Here is a 23082-nt window from a genome sequence, read left to right on the forward strand (position 1 = left end):
TCGTTTGCTTCTTGCTTCAGTTGCCGAGCGCCTCGCCCATCTGCCTGATCCGGTCGATCTTGTCGTGAAGCGGCTGCCAGTCGTCATGGTTGGCGATCTCGGCCCAGATGGCTTCCACTTCCTCGATCAGCATAGTGCAGGGCTCGCCCCGGAAATAGTCATGACCCGTCACATTCGCGTGCAGGGGCGTGGCGGCCATGAGGGCGGCGCGGACGGGGGCAAATTTTTCGGTCTCGTAAAGCTTGGCAATCGGGCTTGCCTTGGCGCGGGCTTCGCTCAAGGGGCCGCCGTACCAGTCGAAGAAGAAACGTTCGTAGGGGCATTTCTCCGCCACCATGAAATCGCTCATGGCCGCGAACAGCGCGTCGGCCACGCTGTGTTCCATCGGCTTCAGGCCAAGGCGGCGGGTGAGGCGGGTGCGCAGGGCCTCCATATAGGCTTGCGGGAAAGCGGCGAGCACGCTGCGCAGCTCTTCCTCCGGGGCGATATCGGCAAGCGCGCCGCCAAGCTGGTACAGATCCCAGTGGATGGCGTCGGGCTGGCGGCCATAGGCATAAAGCCCGCTTTCATCGAAATAGGCGGCGGTGAAGCCGAGGTCCATTTCGGGCAGAAAGCGCCACGGGCCGAAATCGAAAACCTCGCCCGTGATGTTGATATTGTCGCTGTTCAGCACGCCGTGCACGAAGCCCGCTACCATCAGGTCCGCCGCGTTTTCCGCCGTGCGTTCGGTGGCGTAGGCGAGGAGCGCCAAGGCGCGCTCGGTGGCGCTGCCGGCGGGTTCAATGCCTGCGTAGGTTTTGAGGCTGTAATCAACGAGCTTTTCCAGCCGCTCGGTATCCGAGAAGAAGGCGTGGCGCTGGAAGGTACCGATGCGGATATGGCCGTGGGTGAGGCGCACGAGCACGCTCGATCGCGTCGGCGAGGGCTCGTCCCCCCGGTGCAGGCTTTCGCCCGTTTCAATCAGGCTGAAGGTGCGGCTGGTATTGGCGCCAAGCGCCGCGAGCATCTCGGTCGCCATGATCTCGCGCACGCCGCCCTTCAGCGTCAGCCGCCCGTCGCCCGAGCGGCTGTAGGGGGTGGTGCCCGATCCCTTTGTGCCAAGGTCCATCAGCCGCCCGCGTGCATCGCGCATCTGGGCAAACAGGAAGCCGCGCCCGTCGCCGATATCGGGATTGTAAACCCGGAACTGGTGGCCGTGATAGCGCTGGGCGAGGGGTTCCGCGAGGTTGCCTTCGAGCGGGGCGAAGCGGCCGAAATGACGGATCCAGTCTTCGTCCGACAGATGATCCAGCCCCACTTCCGCCGCCGCCCGGTCGTTCCTGTAGCGCAGGACCACCTTCGGGAAATCCGCCGCCTTCACCGGGTCGGCAAAGCCGTCGCCAAGTGCGAGGAAAGCGGGATCGGGGCGGTAGGGGACTTTGCTCATGGCTGCGGCCAGCCCCAGGTGACGACCTCGTCAAGCTCCGGCCGGGGGCGTTCGGTCGGCGCGTCCTGCTGACGGCCGAGGAAGATGAAACCGGCGATCTTTTCCTGCGGTTCAAGGCCGAGGCCATCGGCAACCGTGCGGCTATAGGCGGCCCAGCCGGTAAGCCACGAGCCGACAAAGCCCGCTGCGTGGGCGGCCACCAGCAGGTTCTGGCAGGCGGCCCCCACCGACATATCCTGTTCCATCAGCGGAATGCGGTGCGTGTCGCGCGGCGAGGAAATGGCAACCACCAGCGTCGGGCCCTGTGTTGCGTAACCCTTCATTTTTTCGGCGACCGTTTCGCTGGTTTCCTGTTCAAGCACCAACGCGCGGGCGATGAGGTCGCCAAGCGGGGCGCGGTCGTCGCCGTCCAGAACGATGAAGCGCCACGGGGCGAGCTTGCCATGGTCCGGCACGCGGGTTGCCGCCTTCAGGATCGTTTCCATCTCGGCGCGGTCCGGGCCGGGGCCTGCCATGTCACGCGGCTTCACCGAGCGGCGGCGCATCAGGAATTCGAGGGTGGCGGAACAGGGCTGGTTGAAACTCATCGGGTCGCTTTCATCTCTCGGGCATGCTGTGGTTTTACTATAGCTAGGCTACCTTTCCTTCGCAGAAAAGGGGCGATTGAAATTGCGTGGCATCCGCGTGCCTTGATTGACAGGCGGAAGGTGCGCTTTAAGGTGGCGAAAATGTCGCCAGCATCAGGGAGTGCCGCGTGCCGCGCCTTCTTTCCTCAAGCCTTGTTTTCCCGAGCCTTCTGGGCCTTGCATTTGTAGCCGTGCCTGCGGCTGCCAGCGAGATCGATACCGTGGCGGTCGTCGGCCTCAGGCTGCCGGTGGAGATGACCGGGATTGCTGCGACGCGATTTTCTGCGGCCGAGATCGAGGAAATGCCGGCGCTGAGGCTTGATGACCTGCTGCGCAGCGTGCCGGGCGTCGGGCTTTTCCGTCCCGCCGGCAGCATCACCGCGCACCCCACTACGCAGGGGCTGAACATGCGCGGCGTGGGGGCGAACGGTGCGGGCCGCGTGCTCGTGATGCTTGACGGTGTGCCGCTATCCGACCCCTTCGGTGGCTGGGTCAACTGGTCGGCCATTGATACGGCGGACCTGCAATCCGTTTCGGTGATGGCCGGGGGCACACCCGGCGTGTTCGGCGCGCAGGCGCTTTCGGGTGCGGTGCTGATGGAATCGCGGCGGCCTGAGACTAGCGGCGGGCGGGTGGCGGCATCCTACGGCAGTTTCGACACACGGGACATCGCCGGCAGGCTTGATCTGGCGGGCGAGCGGGCAAGCCTCACGCTTACGGGCGGGCATCTGGCGACCGATGGCTTTTATATCGTGGATGCCGACCGGCGCGGAGAGGCGGACAAACGGGCGCGGCATTCGGCTGATCACGCGTCATTGCGCGCCAGTGCCGATGTGGGCCCTGCGACGACGCTCGATTTCGCGCTGCGCTACGAGGCCGAAGACCGGCTGAATGGCCTTGCCGGCGCCACCAACCGCACCGAAGGCTGGGCGGGATCGCTGCGGCTGGTGCATGGCCTGGCGGAAGGCCGTGCCATCGAGGCGATGGTTTATGCCCAGCGTAAGGATTTCGAGAATGTGTTCGTGGCCGTGCTTGATGAGGCGCGCGATCTTTCGCGGCCCGTGCTTGACCAGCATGACGTGCCCGCCCGCGGCTATGGCGCGCTCATGCGCTACCGGATGCCGGGGTTGGAGATCGGCGCCGATGCCCGCCTGATGGAGGGTACGGTCAATGAATATTTCCGCAACCTCGGCGGCGGTTTCACGCGGGAACGCACGGCGGGTGGCGAACAATCGATCCTCGGCCTCTACGGTGAGGCAACCCATGTGGCGGACAAGCTGACGGTGAGCGCCACGGCGCGGCTGGACCGCTGGCGTACCCACGACGGCGAGCGGGTGGAGCGCGATCTGGCGACTGGTGACCCGGTATTGGCCCTTGATGTGCCAGACAAGGACGGCTGGGTGTGGACCGGGCGGATTGGGGCTTCTTACGCCGCAACCGACGCGATCGAGATGAAGGCTTCGGCCTATCGCACCTGGCGCCTGCCGACGATCAACGAATATTACCGTCCGTTCCGGGTCGGGAACGATATCACGGAAGCCAACGCGACCCTGACGCCCGAAACGCTGTATGGCATCGAGGCGGGCCTAACGTGGCGGCCGCTTGCGACCGTGCGGGGCGAGGTGACGCTGTTCCGCACCTGGCTCCATGACGGGGTCGGCAATGTGACCATCGGCGTTGGCCCCGGCACCTTCCCGGTGGCGGGCTTCATTCCCGAAGGCGGGACGCTCCGCCAGCGCACCAATATCGACCGCAGCGTGACGGACGGCGTGGCGATTTCGGGCGAGATGACGCTCGACACAAATCTCTTCCTTTACGGCGCTTACCAGTATGCCCGCGCGCGGGTGACGGCGGCGGCCGCGAGCCCCGACATAGTGGGCAAACCCCAGCCGCTGACGCCCCGGCATACGCTGACGGGCCGGGCTGTCTGGCGCGAGGGGGATGTGCGGCTGACCGTTGAGGGGCGTTACGCGTCCGGTCAGTATGACGACGACCTCGCGACCCGGCGGCTGAAATCGACCCTCCTGTTCAATGCAGGTGCGGCGTGGCAGGCGAGCGCGGCAGTGACCTTGCGGCTGGATGCCGAGAATCTCTTTGACGCGCGCGTCGTCTCGGCGCTGTCGGCGGACGGCGAAGAGACGCTCGCCGCCCGCCGCCTTGTGCGGGCCGGGGTGGAACTGCGTTTTTAGGGCTTGCCGTGCCGGGGCTTTGCCTCTATCGTCCCTATATCAATTCGATATAACAATCGTTCAAACGATGTGACGACGACAGGAGGACACAATGAAACTTGCCCACGCCCTTATTCTGCCCGCAATCGGCCTCGCGCTTGGTGGCTGTGTGATCAATGCCGGTGACGGCCACGATTACCGCCGCGACTGGAAGGCCGAGCGTTATCCCGGCGGCTATATGACCGTAACACTGAAAGACGGCGACACCGAAACCTTCGGCTGCCAGAAGGATATGGAGCCTTATGTGCTGAAGAATTCGGACGGCACGGCAGACGCCTACGGCTGCAAGCCGCTGAATGCGCCAAGTCCGAACTGAGTGCATACCTCAGGCGAACAGGGTGAAAGGCGGCTTCAGGTCGCCTTTTCCGTTTTCAGCCCGGCATTGAGGCGCAGGATATCCATATAGCCTTTGCGGATTTCCATCCGCCCGGTGATGCCTTGCGCTTTCAGGATATTGTGCAGCTCTGGCAGGCGGTAGCAAGGCACATAGGGCATCAGGTGATGCTCGATATGATAATTCACCCAGTAAGGCGCGAAGAAGGCCCGCTCGATGGGGTTCGCGAGCGTCGTGCGGCTGTTGCGCAAGGGGTCGGCAAGATCGGGCACAGTGGCATGTTCGGCGATGTTGCGCACCCGCAGCGCCAGCGGATAGCTGGTCATCAGCGGCAGCAGCCAGAGCAGCAGGAAGATATCGATACGCCCGAGCCCGGCAAGGCACGCGAATAGCACGGCATGGAAAGCGAGCGGGCGGCTGTAATAGTGCCACACACCGGCCCATCCGGCTTTTGCCTTCACGAACCGAAAAAGCCCGATCTGGCCGCGCCAGAAGGCGATGCCGGTGATATCGCGCAGGAATTTCCGCCCCATGCTGGTGCGGCTTACCGGGAAGGGTGTGTAGAGATAGTTTTCAGGGTCCTCGTCGGTGCGGGTGAAGCGGTGATGCGCCATGTGCCGCTTGCGGTAAGCGCCCATGTCGACAAGCACGGGCGCCCCTGCTGCCCAAACGGCAAGCGTCTCGTTCAACCGCCGTGTGCGGAAGAGCATGCCGTGGCTGCCTTCATGCATCAGGATCGCAAGGCCCAGCTGGCGACCACCGACAAGAAGCCAGCCAAGAAGCCAGGTAGCGGGATGGGGAATGAGGGCATAAAGCGCCCAAGCGGCGATGATCACGCCCCAGCAATGCGCGAGGAGCCAGAAACCCATCAGGTCTGACCGCTGGCGCAGGCGGTGCGATTGTTCGCTCGTCAGGATGTCCGACGGCTTGAGGGTCTGCCACTGAGTTGACATAGGCTTGCTTCCCACTCCATTTCCCGTTGCCATTGTCGCAAACGGAGGCGATGCTGGCCAGAATAAAAAGACGGAGGAGTCCAGCAATGTCGGCGGCGATTGTGGAACTGGGGCGGCACGAGCATGACCTGATCGGCGATATCATCGCCGACGGCTTCGCCGACGACCCGGTCAATCTCTGGGCCTATCAGGGCACATCGGGCATGCGACCGGTCTTCACGCTGCTGGCCCGGCATCTGTATCTGCCGCGGGGGTATGGCCACAAGACGCCGGACGGATCGGCCGGGGCCCTGTGGCTGCCGCCCGATAGCTCGTTCGACCTGCCCCTATGGCCCTCGGTGCAGGTGGCGGGCAACCTCCTGAAGCATGGCGGCATGAAGTCGGTCGGCAATATCCTGAAGCTCGATGCCTTCATGAAAAGTCGCAAGCCCAAGGCGCGCTATCATTATCTGTTCGCGATTTCGGTACGCGCCGACCGGCAGGGGCAGGGCCTCGGCGGCGCCTTGATGCGCGAGGGGCTGAAGCGGGCGGACGCCGACCGGTTGCCTGCCTATCTTGAAAGCTCCAAGGCCTCGAATGTGCCTTTCTACCGCGCGCACGGTTTCGAGGTGATCGACGAAGTGGTGCCGGCCAAGGGCTGCCCGCCCATGTGGCGCATGTGGCGCGATGCAAGGCTCTGAATCCGGATTTATTGCCAAATCGTTACCGATTCCGCTTTTACCCGCCCGCCTTCTGTGGTTTTTAAAGCTCAGGCCGGGCGGCTGACCGATTCCGCGGGGGGCGGACGGAGCGAGACCACGGCGACAATCAGAATAACTTCGGGGATGATATGGCTGAAACTCACCTTTCCGAACGTGCCGGTTCGCAAGAGCGCGAACTTCTGGGGCATCCGATCGGCCTTGCGGTCTGCTTCCTGACCGAGATGTGGGAGCGTTTTTCCTACTATGGCATGCGCACCATCCTGGTCCTTTATCTCGTTAAATATCACCTGTTCGATGCCGGCAAGGCGAGCATGATCTACGGCGCCTATGCCGGGCTCGTTTACATGATGCCGATCATCGGCGGCTATCTCGCTGACCGTTATCTCGGCAGCCGAAAGGCGGTGACTTACGGCGCGATCCTGCTGGTGGCCGGACACAGCCTGATGGCGGCCCACGGCCCGCATGCCGAACGGTATCTGACCATTGATGGCAACGAATATCAGGTTGAATTCGTTGAAGCGGCCGACAACAAGACGAACCAGACCGAGTTCATCACCATGGACGGCACGCGGTACCGCGTGGATGCGGTGAAGGACGAGAGCGGCCGTTCTGCCGGTATCAACCTTGTGGCCGAGGGGCAGGAAGATCGCCTGATCGCGACTGCGGATTACGACATTCGCATCAAGCAGCATAGCGAATATCTGAGCATCTTCTTCCTCGCACTCGCCCTCATCATCACCGGTGTTGGCTTCCTGAAAGCCAATATCTCGACCATCGTTGGCGCGCTCTATGGCCCCAACGATCCGCGCCGCGACGGCGGTTTCTCGATCTTCTATATGGGGATCAACCTCGGTTCGGTGCTCTCGACGGCCCTCGTCGGTTATGTGGGCGAGAAATATGGCTGGAACTATGGCTTTGGCCTTGCCGGTATCGGCATGCTCTTTGGCCTGCTCGTCTTCCTTGGCGGCCAGAAACTTCTCGAAGGTCGGGCGGAGCCTTCCAATCCGGCGATCCTGAAAGAGAAGTCGCCGATCGGCATCAACAAGGAATGGACCATTTACCTCAGCGGTATCCTGATGGTCGCCCTTGCCTGGTTCCTGATGCATTATCAGGAATTCGTCGGCCAGCTTCTGGGGCTTTCGGGCTTCGTGATGGTCGGTATCCTTGTCCTTTACAGCATCATGAACTGCGAGAAGGAAGACCGGCAGCGCCTGTGGGTCGCCACCTTCCTGATCGTGTTCCAGATGTTCTTCTGGGCGCTGTTCGAGCAGCAGGCGGCAAGCCTGACGCTGCTTGCCGACCAGCAGTTCGATCTCGATTTCCTTGGCATCACCTTCCTTGCCTCGCAGGTACAGCTTCTGAACCCGCTGTTCATCGTGATCTTCGCGCCTGTCATGGCGTGGCTCTGGGTGAAGCTGAACCACAAGAAGCTTGAGCCCTCGACACCGGCCAAGTTTGCCATCTCGATGCTGCTGATCGGCCTTGGCTATGTGGTCTTCGCATGGGGCATGGGGCTCGATGACAGCACCGAGAAGAGCTTCCTCTGGATGGTCTTCATCTATATGTCGCTGACGCTTGCCGAGCTTTGCCTGTCGCCGGTCGGCCTTTCGATGGTGACGAAGCTGAGCGCGCCGCGCATCGTTGGCATGGTGATGGGTACCTGGTTCCTGTTCACCGCGATGGGCAACTATGCGGCCGGCTGGATCAGCTCGCTTGCAGGTGCTGCCGAACACGGCGCTGACGCCGGCCTTCTCGACATGGCGGCAACGATGGATGTGTACACCACCATCGGCCTGATCGCGATCGGGGTCGGGGCCTTCATCTTCGTGATGACGCCCCTCCTGAAAAAAGGTATGCACGGCGTCCATTAAGAGACGCCATGATGCGAAATTCCGGCGGCGGGCCTTCGGGTCCGCCGCTTTGCTTTTTGGAATGCGTCAACTTTGCGTGCGATAAACCAATGTTTACCACGGAAGTAGATGACAGGCTGCTTGCGTGGTTGCTACGCTGCCATCCGAAGTGCCCGAAAAGGGACCTCACAGGGAGGCTAGAAAATGACACGTTGGAAAGCGTCGGCACATCGCCGACTGGCTGGCGGCATTGCCGTTGCCGCCGTGGCTGTGACCCTCGCAGCCTGCTCACCGGAGGGCGAACGTCAGCCCTTCGTCGGGATCGACAAGGACCCGTTCCCGTCCACCTATACCCCGCTTGAAAGCCAGACGACGCTGATCATCAATGCCAACATCTATGATGGCAAGGGCGGCGAGATCGAAGGCGGCGCCATCCTGATGGAAGGCGGCAAGATCAAGGCGGTGGGCCAGTCCATCGCGGCGCCCGATGGCGCAAAGGTGATCGACGCTGCCGGCCGCTGGGTCACACCCGGCATCATCGATGTGCATAGCCACCTCGGCGTTTATCCGAGCCCGAGCGTGTCGTCGCATTCCGACGGCAACGAGGTCGGCGAGCCGGTGACGGCGGACGCATGGGTCGAGCATTCGAACTGGCCGCAGGATCCGGGCTTCTGGCGCGCAGCTGCGGGTGGCATCACCGCGCTGCAACTGCTGCCGGGGTCGGCGAACCTTGTGGGTGGCCGCTCGGTTACCCTGAAAAACGTTCCCGGCCGCACCGGTCAGGACATGAAGTTTCCGGGCGCGCCCTACGGCATGAAAATGGCGTGTGGCGAGAACCCGAAACGCGTTTACGGCAGCGGCGACAATAATGTGTTGCACCGGCCCTCGACCCGCATGGGCAACGTGGCGGGCTACCGTCAGGCCTGGGCGGATGCCCAGAATTATTCGCGCGAATGGAAGAAGTATGAAGCCGACTACAAGGCCGGCAAGAACGTGCTGCCGCCGAAGCGCGACCTGAAGCTTGAAACGCTCGCAGGCGTGCTGGACGGTGAAATTCTAGTGCATATGCACTGCTACCGTGCCGACGAGATGGCGACGATGATCGATGTGATGAAGGAATTCAATTACCAGATCGCGTCATTCCAGCATGCGGTGGAAGCCTACAAGATCGCCGACAAGCTGGCCGAGAACAAGATTTGCGGCGCCATGTGGGCTGACTGGTGGGGCTTCAAGATGGAAGCCTTTGATGGCATCCGCGAGAATATCCCCTTCATGCATGAAGCCGGTGCCTGCGCTATCGTCCATTCGGATGATGATCTTGGCATCCAGCGCCTCAACCAGGAAGCCGCCAAGGCCCTTTCCGATGGCCAGCGTGCTGGTGTGAAAATAACGAAGGCCGAAGCCTGGCAGTGGCTCAGCCTCAATCCGGCCAAGTCGCTCGGCATCGCCGAGAAGACCGGTTCGCTTGAGGTCGGCAAGGATGCAGACGTGGTGCTGTGGTCGGCCAACCCCTACAGCGTTTACGCCAAGGCGGACGTCACCTTTGTGGACGGCGCCGTGACCTATGACCGCCATGACCCGGCGAAGCGTCCGGTTTCGGACTTCGAGCTCGGCCAGCCCGGTGAAGGAGACATGAAATGAAGATGATCCGTTCCATGCTCGCCCTGTCGCTGCTGACAGGGTTTTCGACCGCAGCGATGGCCGAGAATATCGCCGTGACAGGCGGCACCGCCTACACCAAGGGCGGCTACGGCAAGGTTGAAAACGCAACAGTGCTGATCGCCGATGGCAAGATCCAGTCGGTGACCGCCGCTGGTGCGGTGCCGGATGGCTACAAGGTGATCGATGCCGCAGGCAAGATCGTCACGGTCGGCCTCATGGTTTCCGAAACCACGCTTGGCCTCACCGAGGTCGGCTTCTCGGCCGGGATCGACGACGGTTCGGTCAAGGGCGATACCTCGATCCCGCTGGACGCCACCGATGGCATCAACCCCGACAGCGTTCTCATCCCGGTTACCCGGATCGAGGGCGTGACCCGCGCCTATACTGGCCTTGAAGGCACCAAGGACATGTGGCTTGGCCAGGGGGCGGTGATCCATCTGGGCAACGGCCCCGACCTTGTGGTGAAGCGTCATGCGGCCCTCGGGCTTGAGCTTGACGAGGGTGCAGCCTCCAGCAACGGCGGCAGCCGTGTGGCGCTCTGGTACGCGGTACGCTCCAAGCTCGACGGCGCGAAAACCGGCGGCAAGGATGACAAGGACGACAAGGAAAAGAAAGACGCAAAGCCCGATCCCGAGAAGGACGTGCTGGCCCGTGTCCTGAAGGGCGAGCAGCCGCTTCTGGTGGAAGCGGACCGTGCCTCCGACATCCGCAAGGTGATCGAACTGAAGAAGGCCTACGGCGTCAAGGTCATCCTCTACGGGGCGGCCGAAGCATGGCGTGTGGCCGATGAACTGGCGGCGGCGCAGATTCCGGTGATCGTCAACCCGGTCCAGAACCTGCCGGGCTCGTTCGATACGCTGGGTGCCACGCAGGAAAATGCTGCGCGCCTTCACAAGGCGGGCGTCAAGATCGCTCTTGTCGGGCTTGGTACCGACAATGCGCGCCTTATGCCGCAATATGCGGGCAACGCGGTGGCGAACGGCCTGCCGTGGGAAGCCGCGATGGACGCCATGACGGTGAATCCCGCCGAGATGTTCGGCGTGGCGGACAGCTACGGCACGCTTGAAGCTGGCAAGGATGCTGATGTGGTGGTCTGGTCGGGTGATCCGCTGGAGCTTTCGTCGGCACCCGAGCACGTGCTGATCAAGGGCGAGGAAATCCCGCTCGTGAGCCGCCAGACCAAGCTTGCCGAGCGTTATCACCCGGTGAGCCGCGCGCCTGAATACAAGCGCTGAAGACTGCGGCCTGATCGCGGTATGAAGGAGGGGCTGCTGCGGCGGCCCCTTTTTTGAGCGAGGGAGGAACCATGAAACAGAATGACAGCGACCTGTATGTGAAGCCGGTGCCGGATGAGGACGCGGAAGCTTTCCGTGCCATGCTCGACGAGCCCGAAGTGGCCCGCAACACCGGCAGCATTCCCAAGAATCCGGATATGGCCTGGACGCTGCAGCGTCTTGCCGACCGCCGCCGGATCGAGGCGGAGACCGGCGAGATGGTGGACCGGGGCGTGTATCTGGGTGAGACGCTTGTCGGCATGGCGACCTTCTTCCGCAACAAGGCGGGAGAGATCGAGATCGGCTATCTGGTGCATGCCGACTGGCGCGGTCGTGGCATTGCCACCTATGCCTGCCATGCGGCCATCGCGCTTGCCCGGTCCTTCGGACACACGGGCACGCTTGTGGCGGCTTATGCCAAGGACAATCCATCGAGCGGGCGGGTGCTTGAAAAGGCCGGCTTCAAGCCTGACGGCGAAGGCAGCTTCACCTCGCTCGGACGGGGCGTCGATATCGATTGCTGGCGGATGCGGCTGGAGCCCTGAGGCCCCAGCCCTTCATCAATCCTTCTTGTCTTTTTCCGGTGTAGCCGGCGCCTGCAGCGGGATCGGCGCGTTGAGGCGCTCCAGCACCCTCACCGCATTCACGTTCGTCGGGTCGATCTGCAGGGACTTCTGGTAGTTTGCGATGGCGGCATCCTTGTCGCCGGAGGCGAGCTTGGCTTCACCAAGGCTATCCCAGACATTGGCCGAATTCGGATAGTCGCGGGCATTCAGTTCAAACAGCGTCAGCGCTTCGGCGGTCATGCCCTTGAACAGCAGTTCGTAGCCGACCTTGTTGATGATCAGTTCGGTGGATAGCGTCTGGAAGTTCGGGTCGGCCCGGAAGGCATCATAGCGCGCCAGCGCGTCTTTCGTCTGGCCCGACCGCATCAGCACATAGAGCCGGTCGCCGATCATTTCGAGCGGGTTGCCGAACTGCGGGTCATAGATCGTGGCGATCCCTTGCGCCAGCGTCGGCAGCTGGAAGGGCAGGTGCGAGCCGTTGATCTGCAGGATGATGGTCACATCCTTGCCCTTGCCGTCGCGCGGCACGAAGTGGCGAATGTCGCCAAGCCCTGCGCCACTGGCGCCGAACACTTCAAAACGCGGGGTCGCGGCATATTCGAAAAGGGTGGTGAAGGGCAGGGCGCGATCCCCTTCCATCTCGGGCGTCATCGCGGCCTTCAGTGTCTTTTTCGAGAGGATCTTGCCGGACAGCAACAGACGCATCCAGTCGGCGATCTCTGCCGACGAGGCATTGAGGCCGAGGGTTGCAAACTCGAAGCGCGGCAGGTCAAGGTCACTGCGGCGCTCAAGCGTCAGCCCCTCGGGGCCGGGCGGCAGGGCCTGATAGATTTCGGACCGGTTGGGGATCAGCACCCGGCTGCCGCCATAGGCCGCATCCGTCAGCTGGTAGCGCTCGAAAATCTCGCCTTTCATGAAACCTTCGAACGGGCGGCCTGAGGCTTTTTCGACGACAGCAGCAAGGAGCAGGTCATCGGTGCGGCTGATGGCCGTTTTGGTGCCGGGTTCGAAGACGAGCGGGGCGCGGGCGACCATCAGAACGGCTTCATCGGCGCTCGCAGGCGCACGACCGCCGTTGACGGCGGGGTTGGCATAATCCGCTAGGCCGGACCGGCGAGTCAGCAGGTGCCGGACAGTAATCGCCTCCCATTTGGCAGGCAGCGCCGGCAGCAGCACGCGAATCGAATCGTCAAGCTTCAGCTTGCGGTCCTCGACAAGCTCAAGCACCGCGGCCGCGTTGAAGAAACGGGTCATGGTGGCAAGCGGGAACCGCGTATCGCGGTTCACCGGCACCTGATGCTCGATGCTGGCGGTGCCGAAGGTCTGTACATAGGAAGTTTTGCCGTCCACCAGCACGGCAAGGCTGAGGCCCGGGACGCCATAACGCTCGATCGCGAGGCGCAAGTAAGCGTCCAGTTCGCGGTCCGGCGTTTCGGCGCGGGCAAGGCCGGGCAGCAGGGCAATAGCGCCGAGTACCAGAACAGTTGCAAGGCGAAGGTGGTGGAGAATGGCGGTCATGGAAATTCCCGGTTTGTGCAGGCTTATTGCTGTTGCTGTGCGCGACCCTATCATGCGGCACCCCGCGTGCGATCACTTTTCGCCTCTGACGGACGCATCACGCGCTGGATGGTACGGCCCAGGGCCTCGAAGGTTGTGGCGCGCGGATTGGTGTGGCGCCAGATGAGGCCGATGGTACGCACGGGCGTTGCGTCGGAGAAGGTCGCGACATCGACCCCCGCATCTGCGGCCAGTCCTGCTTCCACGGCCATGCCGGGCAGCAGCGTGATGCCGTGGCCTGCTGCCACCATCTGCACGATGGTGTGGAGACTGGTGCCGGCGAGTGCGGCTTCGGCCGATTTGCCCATCAGGGCGCAGGCTGCGAGTGCATGGTCCCGCAGGCAGTGGCCTTCTTCGAGGAGTAGCAGCTTTTCCTGTGATATCTGGTCGCGGCGGATGGTCTTGCCCGGGGCCTTGCCCGGCGGATAGGCCGCAACGAAAGGATCCTCGAAAAGCGGCATTTCCACGACCTCGCCACATGCGAAGGGCAGGGCATAAAGAACAAGGTCAAGGTCGCCGGTGCGGATCAGTTCGCACAGCTCGGACGATTTGTCCTCGCGCAGGTGCAGCTCGATCCCCGGCAGGTCGGCACGGATCGCCGGCATGATGCGCGGCAGGATGAAGGGCGCGATGGTCGGGATGATGCCAAGGCGAACTATACCGGTCAGCGGATCCTGGGCGGCGGCGGCCATGCTGGTCAGATCCTCCACATCATTGAGGATTTTCTGGGCGCGGCGCACCACTTCCTGCCCGATGGCAGTGAACATCACATTGCGCTTGGTGCGTTCCACAAGCTGTGCGCCGAGAAGACTTTCAAGCTCCTGAATGCCGGCGGAAAGTGTCGATTGTGTGACGTGACACAGGGTGGCCGCTTTGCCGAAATGGTTCGTGCGGTGCAGTGCCGTCAGATACTTGAGCTGTTTGAAGGTGGGCGGAAATATCATCGACTTTACCGATCAGAGTGAGAGGTTCAATTCGTTGGATCGATTATAGGCATGTGCGGCATACTTGCCAACAAGAACACAAGACAAGGGTCGAAGATCAACGACAGCGAAACGACGATCCGACCGGAATTCCCTGCACTTCAGGGTGCAGGGTGATGAAGCGCAGTGCCGAAGTGTCCTGAAAAGGCTTCCTCGCTGGCCACGGCAGGGCCATGGCGCTGCGGCTGTCGCCGAGGCCGCGTCGAACTTTCGGCGCGGCCGAGGGCGGCGGAGGACAGAAATTTGTGCAGCGAAGTATACAAACGCTGCAGCAAAGTGATCCGCTTGCCGGCGCCTGCGTAAGAATCAACAGCCCCCCAGCCGGACCCGTTTGCCCCCTTGCTAGCCCGGGGTCCGGCCCAGCCGGGGCGGCGCGTCACCGGGAAACCGGTGGCGCTGCCGCCCCGGATGCTTTCTCCGAAAAACGCCAGAATTCCAACAGTTTTTGCAAAAAAAAATGGCCGGGTATTAAAACCCGGCCCGAGTCACGACAGCGAGGATATTGCGGTCACGCGAAGCGCGTCCGCAATATGGAGCAAGCGCAAGGAGCGCTCGCTCGCACCTCTAAATTTACATCTATGTATCGCCGGGTCAATGATTCTCTGTGCTGAACAGGGGATTAACCATGTTTAATGTGGCGGAATTGTGCGCATTGCGCGCAATTTCCACTTTGGCGCTACCGGTTGATGAAATTATCCGACATGCGGCAGGCGGCAGGGCCGATCAGCACGACAAAAAGCGCGGGCATGATGAAGAGAATGAGCGGCACGGTCATGATGGCCGGCAGGCGCGCGGCCTTCTCTTCTGCCTTCATCATTCGCTCGTTCCTGAACTCGGCCGAGAGAACGCGAAGCGAGGTGGCAAGCGGTGTGCCGTACCGCTCACTCTGGATAAGGGTGGTGACCACGCCGCGCAGGGCCGGCAGGTCCACCCGTTCAGCAAGATTGAGGAGCGCGGTGCGGCGCTCGGGCAGGAAACCGAGCTCGATGGAGGTGAGGCCGAATTCCTCGGCAATCTCCGGCGAGGCACGGCCCATTTCCTTCGCCACCCGCTGCAGGGCGGTGTCGAGCGTGAGGCCCGCTTCGGCGCAGACGACCATCAGGTCAAGCGCATCCGGCAGACCCTTGCGCAGGGCATCGGTACGCTTCAGCTTGGCGTTCGTCACCAGAAGGTCGGGGAGCTTGTAGCCTGCGAACACCGCACCGATGGAATAGAGCGGATAGAAGGCTTTCTTGTCCGGCAGGACGCCGAGGCCATAGAAGAAGAAGACGGCAAGCAGGCCGAAGAGCATGGGCAGCACCAGCCGCGCCACCTGATAGGTGACAAGCGCCTCGTTCGAGCGGTAACCGGCCTGCACCAGAAGGGCCTGCGTTTTCTTGGCCTGTTCGTTCTGCAGGAGTTTCAGTTTGTCGGCGAGGGCGCGCATCAGGCCGCCCGAATCCGCCTTTTTGACCTGCGACGTGCGGCGCTTGGTGGTCACAAGCCCCGCCTTCAGCATCTCGCGGCGGTCCTGCAGGGCTTTGACACGGCCCTTCATCGGATCGCGGACAAGGGCTGCCTGATAGACGGCGAACATCACCACAAAGGCCACAAGCCCGGTCATGATCGACAGAAGGTCGATCATGTTGATGCCGAGAAGATCTTCAATCGCCTGCACGCTTCACACCTCGAAATTGACCATGCGGGCCATGATGAAGACCCCGACACCCATCCAGATGAGCCCGGCAACAAGGGCGATCGTGCCCTTCGGGTTGATGAACAGCTCCATTGCGTAGCCGGCGTTCACAGACATCAGGAGGCCGAACATGATGAAGGGCAATAGCCCCACAATCCAGGCACTGGCCTTGGCTTCCGATGACAGGGCCTTGATCTTCAGCTTCATGGCATGGCGCTGGCGCAGGATGCCGCCAAGGTTCGCAAGCGTTTCGCCAAGGTTGCCGCCGGTTTCGCGCTGCACCACAAGGCTGATGACGAAGAATTTGAACTCGGCCGTATCCAGCCGGTTGGCGGTATCCCAGAGGGCCTCCTCGAGCGTGCGGCCGACGCGCATCGAATCCGCGATACGCTGGAATTCGGTGCCGGTCGGTGCCGTCAGTTCGCGCCCGATATTGGCGATACATTCGTTGACTGGCAGGCCGGAACGAAGGCCGCGCACCATCAGGTCGATGGCTTCGGGAAACTGGTCGGTGAAGCGCGCGATGCGGCGTTTCATCATCATGCCGACAGTGAAGTGCGGGCCACCGACACCGGCAACCACAGCAAAACCGAGGGCCAGTACGAAATTGACCCCAAGGATGAGCGTGATCAGCAGGGTGCCGAGCGCGATGCCGCCGCAGATCATGGCATAGCGCCCGAGCGAGACGGAAAGCCCGGCGCGCACAAGGCGGGCCTGCAGCTCTTCCTTCTTCGGCATCATGTCGGCAAGAATACCGGCGAGGCCTGTTTCTTCCTGCCCGATGCGGATCGAGCGGCCGGTTTGGGGACCGCCGCGGGCGCCCGTCACGAAGCGGGCCTTGAAGCGGTCGAGCTTGGCCTGCGTTTCCTTGCGCGCCTTGCCAAGGAGCATACTGAAAAGAAGGCCGCCGCCCACCAGCACGAGGAGGGTGAGCCCGATGACGAGCAGCATGATCTGGGAATTCATGGTTTCCATTGCTGCCCCCTTACCCGTTCATCGCGTCCATGAGGGCGCGGCCAAGGCCGAAATATTCTGCCTTCGGCAGGAAGTGGGGACGCACGCCCGTGGATTTGAAATCGCCAACGAGGCGGCCGCTTTCATCCTCGCCCGTGAATTCGAACTTGAACAGGTCCTGCGTGGTGATCACGTCGCCTTCCATACCCACCACTTCGGTGACATGGGTGGTGCGGCGGCCACCGTCGCGCATCCGCTGCACCTGCACGATCAGGTCAAGCGAGGATGAAATCTGTTCGCGGATCGCCTTCGTGGGCAGGTGAAGACCAGCCATGTTGACCATGTTTTCAAGGCGGGTCAGCGCCTCGCGCGGGCGGTTGGCGTGGATGGTGCCCATCGAGCCGTCGTGACCGGTGTTCATGGCCTGCAGCATGTCGATGGCCTCGCCGCCCCGGATCTCGCCGAGGATGATGCGGTCGGGGCGCATGCGGAGGGCGTTTTTCACGAGATCGCGCATGGTGATCTCGCCCTGGCCTTCAAGGTTTGCGGGGCGGGTTTCAAGGCGCACCACGTGCGGTTGTTGCAGTTGCAGCTCGGCCGCATCCTCGATGGTGACGACGCGTTCGCCCTTGTCGATCATGCGCGACAGGGCGTTGAGCATGGTGGTTTTACCCGAGCCCGTACCGCCCGATATAAGGATGTTCAGCCGGCAGGCGCCTGCAATCTTCAGCAATTTGGCCAGGGGCGGCGAGATACTCTTGAAATCGAGCATCTTGTCGAGCGTGATCTTGTCCTTCGCGAATTTCCGGATCGAGATCGAGGCGCCGTCGATGGCCAGCGGCGGGATGATCACGTTCACACGGCTGCCGTCCATCAGGCGGGCGTCGCAGATCGGTGTGCTTTCATCGACGCGCCGGCCGACCGCCGACACGATACGCTGCGCAATATTCAGCAGGTGCTGGTTGTCGCGGAAGGTAACGTCGGTCAGCGACAGCTTGCCCTTGCGCTCGGCATAAACCTGCTTCGGGCCATTCACCATGATATCGGTGACAAGTTCGTCCGCGAGCAGGGGCTCAAGCGGCCCGAGGCCCAGCATGTCGTCAAGGAGCAGCGATACGAGATCGCGCTGCTCGGTGAGATTCAGGTGGATCTTTTCCTGCACCAGCAGTTCGCCCACCACCTCGCCCACCTGTTCGGCAAGCTCGGGGCGTGGCAGTTCGGCGGCGGCCGCAGGGTCGATATGCTCCATCAGGAGCGGCTGGATCTTTTCCTTGGCCTCGAACAGTGTCTGCTTCTTGCGGCCTTCCTTCTCCTTGGCGGCGGAAGGGGCGGCTGTCGTTTCATCACCGATGGAGCCGATCGTCGTTTCCACCTCATTGAGGAGATAGGTGACTATGTCGGCACTTTCCTGTGGGCTTGGCTCCAGCCCGGCGTTGGCTGCAAGCTCGGCCACGAACTTGCTGAGCCGCGTGGTGATTTCAGCCTTCGAGGACATGCGGACTTCGTCCGCGGTCAGCAGTTCGCGCAAGCGCCCTTCGGCAAGGGTCGCCAGATAATCAACGATATCGCCAGACGGGCTCGGAGGGGGCGGCAGATCGGCAGACGGTGTATCGAACACTGGTTCCTGTGGCTCGTCGAGGAGCGCCGAGGCATCGAAGGACGCGGGCGAATCGGACTGTCCGGCCTGCCCCTTGCCGAAGCCGCCGGGACGTCCGAATGTCCGCTGTCTTTTCCCGAATGCCGTTGCTTTCATACCTGCCTACCGTCTACTGCCACAGACGAACCGCCGGTCCATCACCGTTTCAGCAATTTCCCGATCCACGAAGCTTTTTTGCCCTTGCCACTGTCCATGCCTGCATCGAAGCGGCGGGAGAGAGCGGCGAGGGCCTGAGACATTTTTGAGCCCGGTACAGCGTCCATGATCACCGTCCCTTTGCGCGAAGCCATCAGAAGGCCTTTGGCATCAAGCGGTATCGAGATTACGACCGGTGCCTCAATCGAGGTTTCGAAATCCTTTTCCTCCACCTCATTCTGGCCCGGTACGGTCATCGACGCAACCACATGGACCGTCGCATCGGGTTTCACCGACTTGATGTGCGACATCAGGCGGATACAGTCGCGGGCCGAGCGCAGGCTGAAATCGGTGACGAGGACGATATCGGTCGCGGAATGCAGGATATCCGAATGATCGGCGAGCGCGCCGCGGGGCAGATCCACCACCACAGTCCTGTAGTTTTCCGAAAGCGCCTTCACGAGATGATCAAGGGCGCCGGCGTCGGGTTCGCGCAGCGAGCCGACAGGCGCCTCGGTGCCGAGGATCGACAGATTGTCGATGGGCTTCACGACCGCGCGCTCAAGGAACAGGCCGTCCACCCGGCTCGGATTCTCAAGCGCATCGGCAAGGCCACGGCCTGGCTCCAGATCGAAAAGGAGTGCGCTGACACCGAAATAGAGGTCCATGTCCAGAAGGACGGTCTGTTCGCCGCCCCGGGCGCGGTCCCATGCGAGGTTCGCGGCGATGGTGCTGGCGCCAAGGCCGCCGCGCACGCCGATCACCACGATCTGGTGTTTGTCGCCGGGGGCTTTCTGGGCGTGCACCGGTTCTTCTTCCGCCACGGCAAGCGCATTGAGCGCCGAGACCACGGCGTCCCGCAACTGGGCGGGATCAAGCGGCTTGACGAGATAGTCATGCACACCGGCCCCGATAAGATCGCGGTAGAGCGTCACGTCATTCAGGGTGCCGAGCGCCAGAACCATGGTTTCCTGCTGGCAAACTTCGGCCAGGGCCTGCATGTCGGCGCGGGGGTCGACCGATTCCGAAAGGTCGACGATCAGGAATTCGGGCACCGGCATGGCACCAAGCGCACGCACGGCACCGGCAATGCCGCCCCCGAAAATCATGTCGACCGCAAGGCCCTGCTCGCCCGCGATGGGGGCAAGGAGCTTGCCTGTCAGGTCATCGCATACCCAGGCGCCGAACTGTTCGCGCTCGAGGGCCGCTTTCTTGTTGCCTGCTTTCTGCATCTCACGCCTTCCCTAGTTGCCGAACAGCGAGCCGAGCGCGCGCGAAATGGCGCTGGTGTTGCCACCTTCTGCTGCTGCCTGCTGATGGGTCTTCGCCCGACCGGTTGCCTGCGGGTTCGGGTGGGTGCCGTCAGGCTTCCTGCCGCCAACCAGATCAGCGGGGTCCGCCACCATCAGCGCGAGGTTGGCGTTGGTCGCACAACCGAAGCCCGACGAGGTATTGTTGAATTGGTTATCGCTTTTGGTATCGACCCAGTTGTTGCACGAGGGCGGCGTGACGACATGCCGCTCCACATAGAGAACAAGGTTGCCGGACGCCGGCGTCTCGCCGAAGGCGGCAAAACCCTGGATTTCAAGGCCGCGGCCGCGGACAAAATCGGCAATTGCACCGATGCGGTCGGGGGATGCGGCGGCGGCGCCGTCCAGGAAAAGACGGTCGCCGTAGCCTGCCTTGATGCCATCGAGGAAGGCACCGAGGGCGACATAGGTGACGTTCGACGGGGTTGCCGTGCCGTCGCTTTCCGCGCTGATCACATGGGTCAGGCGGACCATCTGCACTTCGGCCCTGACGGGCGCGTCGATGGCGTGGGGAACCTGTTCCTGACCGCAGGCGGCCAAGGCCAAGAGCGAGCCGGAAATCATTCCGAGGCGGGCGGTTTTACGGATCATGGTCATCTCCTTGTCCCTCGCTCACTCAATTGATCTGGAAGCCGGCGCGTTCCTTGCGGGATACGCCGGTCTGCTGGTCCATCGGGGCAGCCTTGTCGCCGGGCTTGGCAATATAGGCCTGGCCGCTGGTGATACGGTCGAGATCGCCCTTGGCTTCGAAGCCGTCGGTCGGCAGCACGATCTGGCGGTCCGATACCGGCTCCACGAGATAGGGCGTGACGACGATCAGAAGCTCGGTCTCGCTGCGGCGGAAATCGTCGCTCTTGAAGAGGGCGCCAAGGATCGGGATATCGCCGAGGCCCGGATATTTGGTGGCGTCCTGCGTGGTGCGGTTCTGCAGAAGGCCCGCAATCGCGAAGGATTGGCCGCTGCCAAGTTCGACGGTCGTCTGCGCCCGGCGGCTCGAGATAGCCGGCACGCTGATGCCGTTGATATCGATGGCGCCGGCGGTTGAAAGTTCGCTGACCTCGGGGGCGACGGTGATATTGATACGGCCGCTATCGAGCACGGTCGGCGTGAAGGCGAGCGACACGCCGAACTGGCGGAACTGGATGCCGAAGGCGCCACCCGTGGAGCTCGGCACCGGGATCGGGAATTCGCCACCGGCAAGGAAGCTTGCCTGTTGGCCCGACTGGGCGGTCAGATTCGGTTCTGCCAGCACGCGCAGGAAACCGTTCTGGTCGAGCGCGTCGATGGCGAAATTGAGGTCAATCCCGTGGGCGTCATAATTGAATATGGTGCGGGTGCCCGATTGCGGGAAGGCGAAGGACTGTACCGGCAGGCCCGTCACCGGGTCGGCAATGGTGCTGACATAATCGGCACCCTGCGCGATCCCGAAGAGGAAATCGGTCCCGAAAAGGCTTTCCCAGTTCACGCCGAACTGCTTCATCGCGGAACGCGATACCTCGGCGATCCGGACACGCAGGTTGACTTGCGTGGGCTGCACCACACCGATCCGGTTAAGGATGGTGAGCGAGCCGCTGCCGAACGAGGTGGCGAGGTTTTCAGCGAGGGCTGCTTCCTCGGGGCTCGATACCGTGCCTTCAAGAATAAGGCTGTTGCCGAGGATGGCGGTTGCGACCCGGTATTTCGGCAGCATCCGCTTGAGGGCCACATTGAGCGTTTCCAGATTCTGGGTCGTCTCGATCTGTGCCGAATAGATGGTGCGGTCTTCGCTATCGAGCGCGAAAAGCGAGGTTTCGCCGCGATTCTTGCCAAAGACATAGACGACGCGAGGCGATTTCACCTGGATATCGGCAACGGTCGGATCCGCCACGAAAATCTCGGTCGCGGGACGGTCGAGCCGGATAAGGCGGCCCCGGCCGATTTCGAGCGAAATCTTTGAACCGGCCGCCGGGGAGACGATCGAGGCACCATGCTGGCGCTCGGTCTGGTCCCCGTCGGCGAGGACAGGCAGGGCCATGAAGGGCGCAACAAGCGCGGCCTTGCATACCAGTTTAAGGGTGGAGAGCCGGGTGCGCATCAGTTGGCTCCTTCATCGTCTGCCGGCGCATCGCCGTCGTTGATTTCCTGGCCGCCCTCTGTCGGCGTGCCGACAAGCGAAGCGCCGCCCGAGCCTGTGCGTTTCACCGGCATGTTCTGGGTGGTATCCAGCGGGACCATCCGGGTGACATTGCTGCCGCGATAGACGGTGATGATGTCGTCGTTGGCAACATCGCCCATCTTGGGCATGAAGTTGCCGATATCCGAATCGACGGCATAAGAGCCGCTCACGTCGCGGGGCTGGTCGCCGTCAGGTACGCCGGCGGCGGCAAGACTGCGCAGCGACAGTGACAGATCGCCGATTTCATCAAGCACCAGAATACGCTCAACCATCGCTGGCGGTAGTTCAACCGTCACCGAGCTTGGCGCTTTCTTCTTCTTGCCGTCGGCGGGCTTTGCCTCGCTCGAATCGTTGAGGGCCAGCAGGCGGACATTCTCCATGACCGTTTCGCTTACCGTATGCATGCGGCGAATCTGGCGCCCATTTTCATAAGCCGTGCGCTGTACATCATGGGTCAGGATCACGTCGACACGGTCACCCGGACGGGCGAAGCCGCCGACGCCTGTGTAGTTGTTGACCTGCACAGTGGTGGCGCGCATGCCTGGTGTGAGGGCAGCGGCGACATAGCCGCGTTCGCCGGGCGCTACGATCGAGCTGCGGGTGATGGGCTCGCCTGCCGCGAAACCGACGCGAACAACCTTGCCATTTGTCGTGTCGCGGTCGCGCAGTTTGGCCTTTTCTTCCTCGGTCTTGGCTTTTTCGATGTCTTTCTGCGCGGTTGCAGCTTTTGTGCTGCCCTTCGAGATGTAATTGGCATCGATGCCGCTATCCGGCCAGTCGCGCCAGACCACATCGGCAGCGCCCATGATCGTGCCGGGCGGCAGGTCGCGCGCGGCGACCAGAACCTGCACCTTTGGCGCTTCCTGGGTGGGCCGCTGGGTCTGTCCTGCCAGATAGGACCGCGTGGCCATTACCACAAGAAGCACACCCAGTGCCGCGACGGCCAGAAACAAGATCGCGCGGATATTCATGATAGGAACCTCCTCGGTCCGGCATGCCGGGGAGCACCTGCCAGTGCTCCTTCAGCCTTTGCCGC

General features: G+C 62.5%; 19 protein-coding genes. 7 read left to right on the top strand and 12 right to left on the bottom strand.

From position 1 onward, the window contains the following. Positions 1–16: 16 nt before the first annotated feature. Both OU694_RS13090 and OU694_RS13095 read right to left on the bottom strand, forming a co-directional pair. Positions 17–1426 (bottom strand): protein adenylyltransferase SelO family protein, encoded by a 1410-nt coding sequence (locus OU694_RS13090; protein WP_308911453.1) that lies wholly within the window; start codon positions 1424–1426, stop codon positions 17–19. After that, on the bottom strand, positions 1423–2013 hold the full coding sequence (locus tag OU694_RS13095; protein ID WP_308911454.1) for a nitroreductase family protein: 591 nt from the start codon (positions 2011–2013) through the stop codon (positions 1423–1425). Before OU694_RS13095 ends, OU694_RS13090 begins: the two co-directional genes overlap by 4 nt. Before the next feature lie 167 nt (positions 2014–2180). Here OU694_RS13095 and OU694_RS13100 point away from each other — a divergent pair, with 167 nt between their 5' ends. Both OU694_RS13100 and OU694_RS13105 read left to right on the top strand, forming a co-directional pair. Further along, a complete protein-coding gene (locus OU694_RS13100; protein ID WP_308911455.1) occupies positions 2181–4241 on the top strand; it encodes a TonB-dependent receptor in 2061 nt (686 codons plus the stop codon). Positions 4242–4332: 91 nt separating this feature from the next. Next, positions 4333–4596 carry a hypothetical protein gene (locus OU694_RS13105; RefSeq protein ID WP_308911456.1) on the top strand — a complete coding sequence of 88 codons (264 nt, stop codon included), beginning with the start codon at positions 4333–4335 and terminating at the stop codon, positions 4594–4596. 35 nt (positions 4597–4631) lie between these two features. Here the strand turns inward: OU694_RS13105 and OU694_RS13110 are convergent, their stop codons facing one another. Next, complete coding sequence (locus OU694_RS13110; RefSeq protein WP_308911457.1) at positions 4632–5567, bottom strand: fatty acid desaturase family protein; 936 nt, start codon at positions 5565–5567, stop codon at positions 4632–4634. Positions 5568–5653: 86 nt separating this feature from the next. Here OU694_RS13110 and OU694_RS13115 point away from each other — a divergent pair, with 86 nt between their 5' ends. From OU694_RS13115 to OU694_RS13135, 5 genes are all read left to right on the top strand, one after another. Next, a complete protein-coding gene (locus tag OU694_RS13115) occupies positions 5654–6247 on the top strand; it encodes a GNAT family N-acetyltransferase (RefSeq protein WP_308911458.1) in 594 nt (197 codons plus the stop codon). A 149-nt stretch (positions 6248–6396) separates the two neighbouring features. Next, positions 6397–8139 carry a peptide MFS transporter gene (locus OU694_RS13120; RefSeq protein ID WP_308911459.1) on the top strand — a complete coding sequence of 581 codons (1743 nt, stop codon included), beginning with the start codon at positions 6397–6399 and terminating at the stop codon, positions 8137–8139. Between the two features lie 183 nt (positions 8140–8322). Further along, positions 8323–9759 (top strand): amidohydrolase, encoded by a 1437-nt coding sequence (locus tag OU694_RS13125; protein ID WP_308911460.1) that lies wholly within the window; start codon positions 8323–8325, stop codon positions 9757–9759. Next, positions 9756–11015 carry an amidohydrolase family protein gene (locus OU694_RS13130; RefSeq protein ID WP_308911461.1) on the top strand — a complete coding sequence of 420 codons (1260 nt, stop codon included), beginning with the start codon at positions 9756–9758 and terminating at the stop codon, positions 11013–11015. Before OU694_RS13125 ends, OU694_RS13130 begins: the two co-directional genes overlap by 4 nt. A 71-nt stretch (positions 11016–11086) precedes the next feature. Then, complete coding sequence (locus tag OU694_RS13135; protein WP_308911462.1) at positions 11087–11599, top strand: GNAT family N-acetyltransferase; 513 nt, start codon at positions 11087–11089, stop codon at positions 11597–11599. Between the two features lie 15 nt (positions 11600–11614). On the opposite strand, the gene OU694_RS13140 is transcribed toward OU694_RS13135, so the two are convergent. The 9 genes from OU694_RS13140 to cpaB form a co-directional block, all read right to left on the bottom strand. Then, the gene (locus OU694_RS13140) at positions 11615–13138 is read right to left on the bottom strand and encodes a serine hydrolase (protein ID WP_308911463.1); all 1524 of its coding nucleotides are present in this window, start codon (positions 13136–13138) and stop codon (positions 11615–11617) included. A gap of 50 nt (positions 13139–13188) precedes the next feature. Next, positions 13189–14121, bottom strand: a complete 933-nt coding sequence (locus tag OU694_RS13145; protein WP_308911464.1) for a hydrogen peroxide-inducible genes activator — start codon at positions 14119–14121, stop codon at positions 13189–13191. 715 nt (positions 14122–14836) lie between these two features. Continuing rightward, entirely contained in the window at positions 14837–15817 is a 981-nt protein-coding gene (locus OU694_RS13150; protein WP_308911465.1) for a type II secretion system F family protein, read from the bottom strand. A 3-nt stretch (positions 15818–15820) separates the two neighbouring features. After that, positions 15821–16810 (bottom strand): type II secretion system F family protein, encoded by a 990-nt coding sequence (locus OU694_RS13155; protein WP_308911466.1) that lies wholly within the window; start codon positions 16808–16810, stop codon positions 15821–15823. A 10-nt stretch (positions 16811–16820) separates the two neighbouring features. Further along, the gene (locus tag OU694_RS13160; RefSeq protein ID WP_308911467.1) at positions 16821–18542 is read right to left on the bottom strand and encodes a TadA family conjugal transfer-associated ATPase; all 1722 of its coding nucleotides are present in this window, start codon (positions 18540–18542) and stop codon (positions 16821–16823) included. A gap of 41 nt (positions 18543–18583) precedes the next feature. Then, positions 18584–19813 (bottom strand): CpaE/TadZ family protein, encoded by a 1230-nt coding sequence (locus OU694_RS13165; protein ID WP_308911468.1) that lies wholly within the window; start codon positions 19811–19813, stop codon positions 18584–18586. Positions 19814–19825: 12 nt separating this feature from the next. Beyond that, a complete protein-coding gene (locus OU694_RS13170) occupies positions 19826–20482 on the bottom strand; it encodes a CpaD family pilus assembly lipoprotein (RefSeq protein ID WP_308911469.1) in 657 nt (218 codons plus the stop codon). Between the two features lie 25 nt (positions 20483–20507). After that, the gene (locus OU694_RS13175; protein ID WP_308911470.1) at positions 20508–21965 is read right to left on the bottom strand and encodes a type II and III secretion system protein family protein; all 1458 of its coding nucleotides are present in this window, start codon (positions 21963–21965) and stop codon (positions 20508–20510) included. After that, complete coding sequence (gene cpaB, locus OU694_RS13180) at positions 21965–23017, bottom strand: Flp pilus assembly protein CpaB (protein WP_308911471.1); 1053 nt, start codon at positions 23015–23017, stop codon at positions 21965–21967. The genes OU694_RS13175 and cpaB overlap by 1 nt, the downstream gene beginning before the upstream one ends. Positions 23018–23082 lie beyond the last annotated feature (65 nt).

The sequence above is a fragment of the Pseudokordiimonas caeni genome (assembly GCF_026719705.1).
Classification (GTDB): domain Bacteria; phylum Pseudomonadota; class Alphaproteobacteria; order Sphingomonadales; family Kordiimonadaceae; genus Gimibacter; species Gimibacter caeni.

Bases quoted from the DNA above. Each gene is read 5' to 3' on its own strand.
- OU694_RS13175 (WP_308911470.1), bottom strand. From the start codon at position 21,965: ATGCGCACCCGGCTCTCCACCCTTAAACTGGTATGCAAGGCCGCGCTT.
- OU694_RS13125 (WP_308911460.1), top strand. From the start codon at position 8,323: ATGACACGTTGGAAAGCGTCGGCACATCGCCGACTGGCTGGCGGCATT.
- OU694_RS13170 (WP_308911469.1), bottom strand. From the start codon at position 20,482: ATGATCCGTAAAACCGCCCGCCTCGGAATGATTTCCGGCTCGCTCTTG.
- cpaB (WP_308911471.1), bottom strand. From the start codon at position 23,017: ATGAATATCCGCGCGATCTTGTTTCTGGCCGTCGCGGCACTGGGTGTG.
- OU694_RS13130 (WP_308911461.1), top strand. From the start codon at position 9,756: ATGAAGATGATCCGTTCCATGCTCGCCCTGTCGCTGCTGACAGGGTTT.
- OU694_RS13110 (WP_308911457.1), bottom strand. From the start codon at position 5,567: ATGTCAACTCAGTGGCAGACCCTCAAGCCGTCGGACATCCTGACGAGC.
- OU694_RS13160 (WP_308911467.1), bottom strand. From the start codon at position 18,542: ATGAAAGCAACGGCATTCGGGAAAAGACAGCGGACATTCGGACGTCCC.
- OU694_RS13145 (WP_308911464.1), bottom strand. From the start codon at position 14,121: ATGATATTTCCGCCCACCTTCAAACAGCTCAAGTATCTGACGGCACTG.
- OU694_RS13090 (WP_308911453.1), bottom strand. From the start codon at position 1,426: ATGAGCAAAGTCCCCTACCGCCCCGATCCCGCTTTCCTCGCACTTGGC.
- OU694_RS13095 (WP_308911454.1), bottom strand. From the start codon at position 2,013: ATGAGTTTCAACCAGCCCTGTTCCGCCACCCTCGAATTCCTGATGCGC.
- OU694_RS13155 (WP_308911466.1), bottom strand. From the start codon at position 16,810: ATGGAAACCATGAATTCCCAGATCATGCTGCTCGTCATCGGGCTCACC.
- OU694_RS13105 (WP_308911456.1), top strand. From the start codon at position 4,333: ATGAAACTTGCCCACGCCCTTATTCTGCCCGCAATCGGCCTCGCGCTT.
- OU694_RS13165 (WP_308911468.1), bottom strand. From the start codon at position 19,813: ATGCAGAAAGCAGGCAACAAGAAAGCGGCCCTCGAGCGCGAACAGTTC.
- OU694_RS13140 (WP_308911463.1), bottom strand. From the start codon at position 13,138: ATGACCGCCATTCTCCACCACCTTCGCCTTGCAACTGTTCTGGTACTC.
- OU694_RS13115 (WP_308911458.1), top strand. From the start codon at position 5,654: ATGTCGGCGGCGATTGTGGAACTGGGGCGGCACGAGCATGACCTGATC.
- OU694_RS13135 (WP_308911462.1), top strand. From the start codon at position 11,087: ATGAAACAGAATGACAGCGACCTGTATGTGAAGCCGGTGCCGGATGAG.
- OU694_RS13120 (WP_308911459.1), top strand. From the start codon at position 6,397: ATGGCTGAAACTCACCTTTCCGAACGTGCCGGTTCGCAAGAGCGCGAA.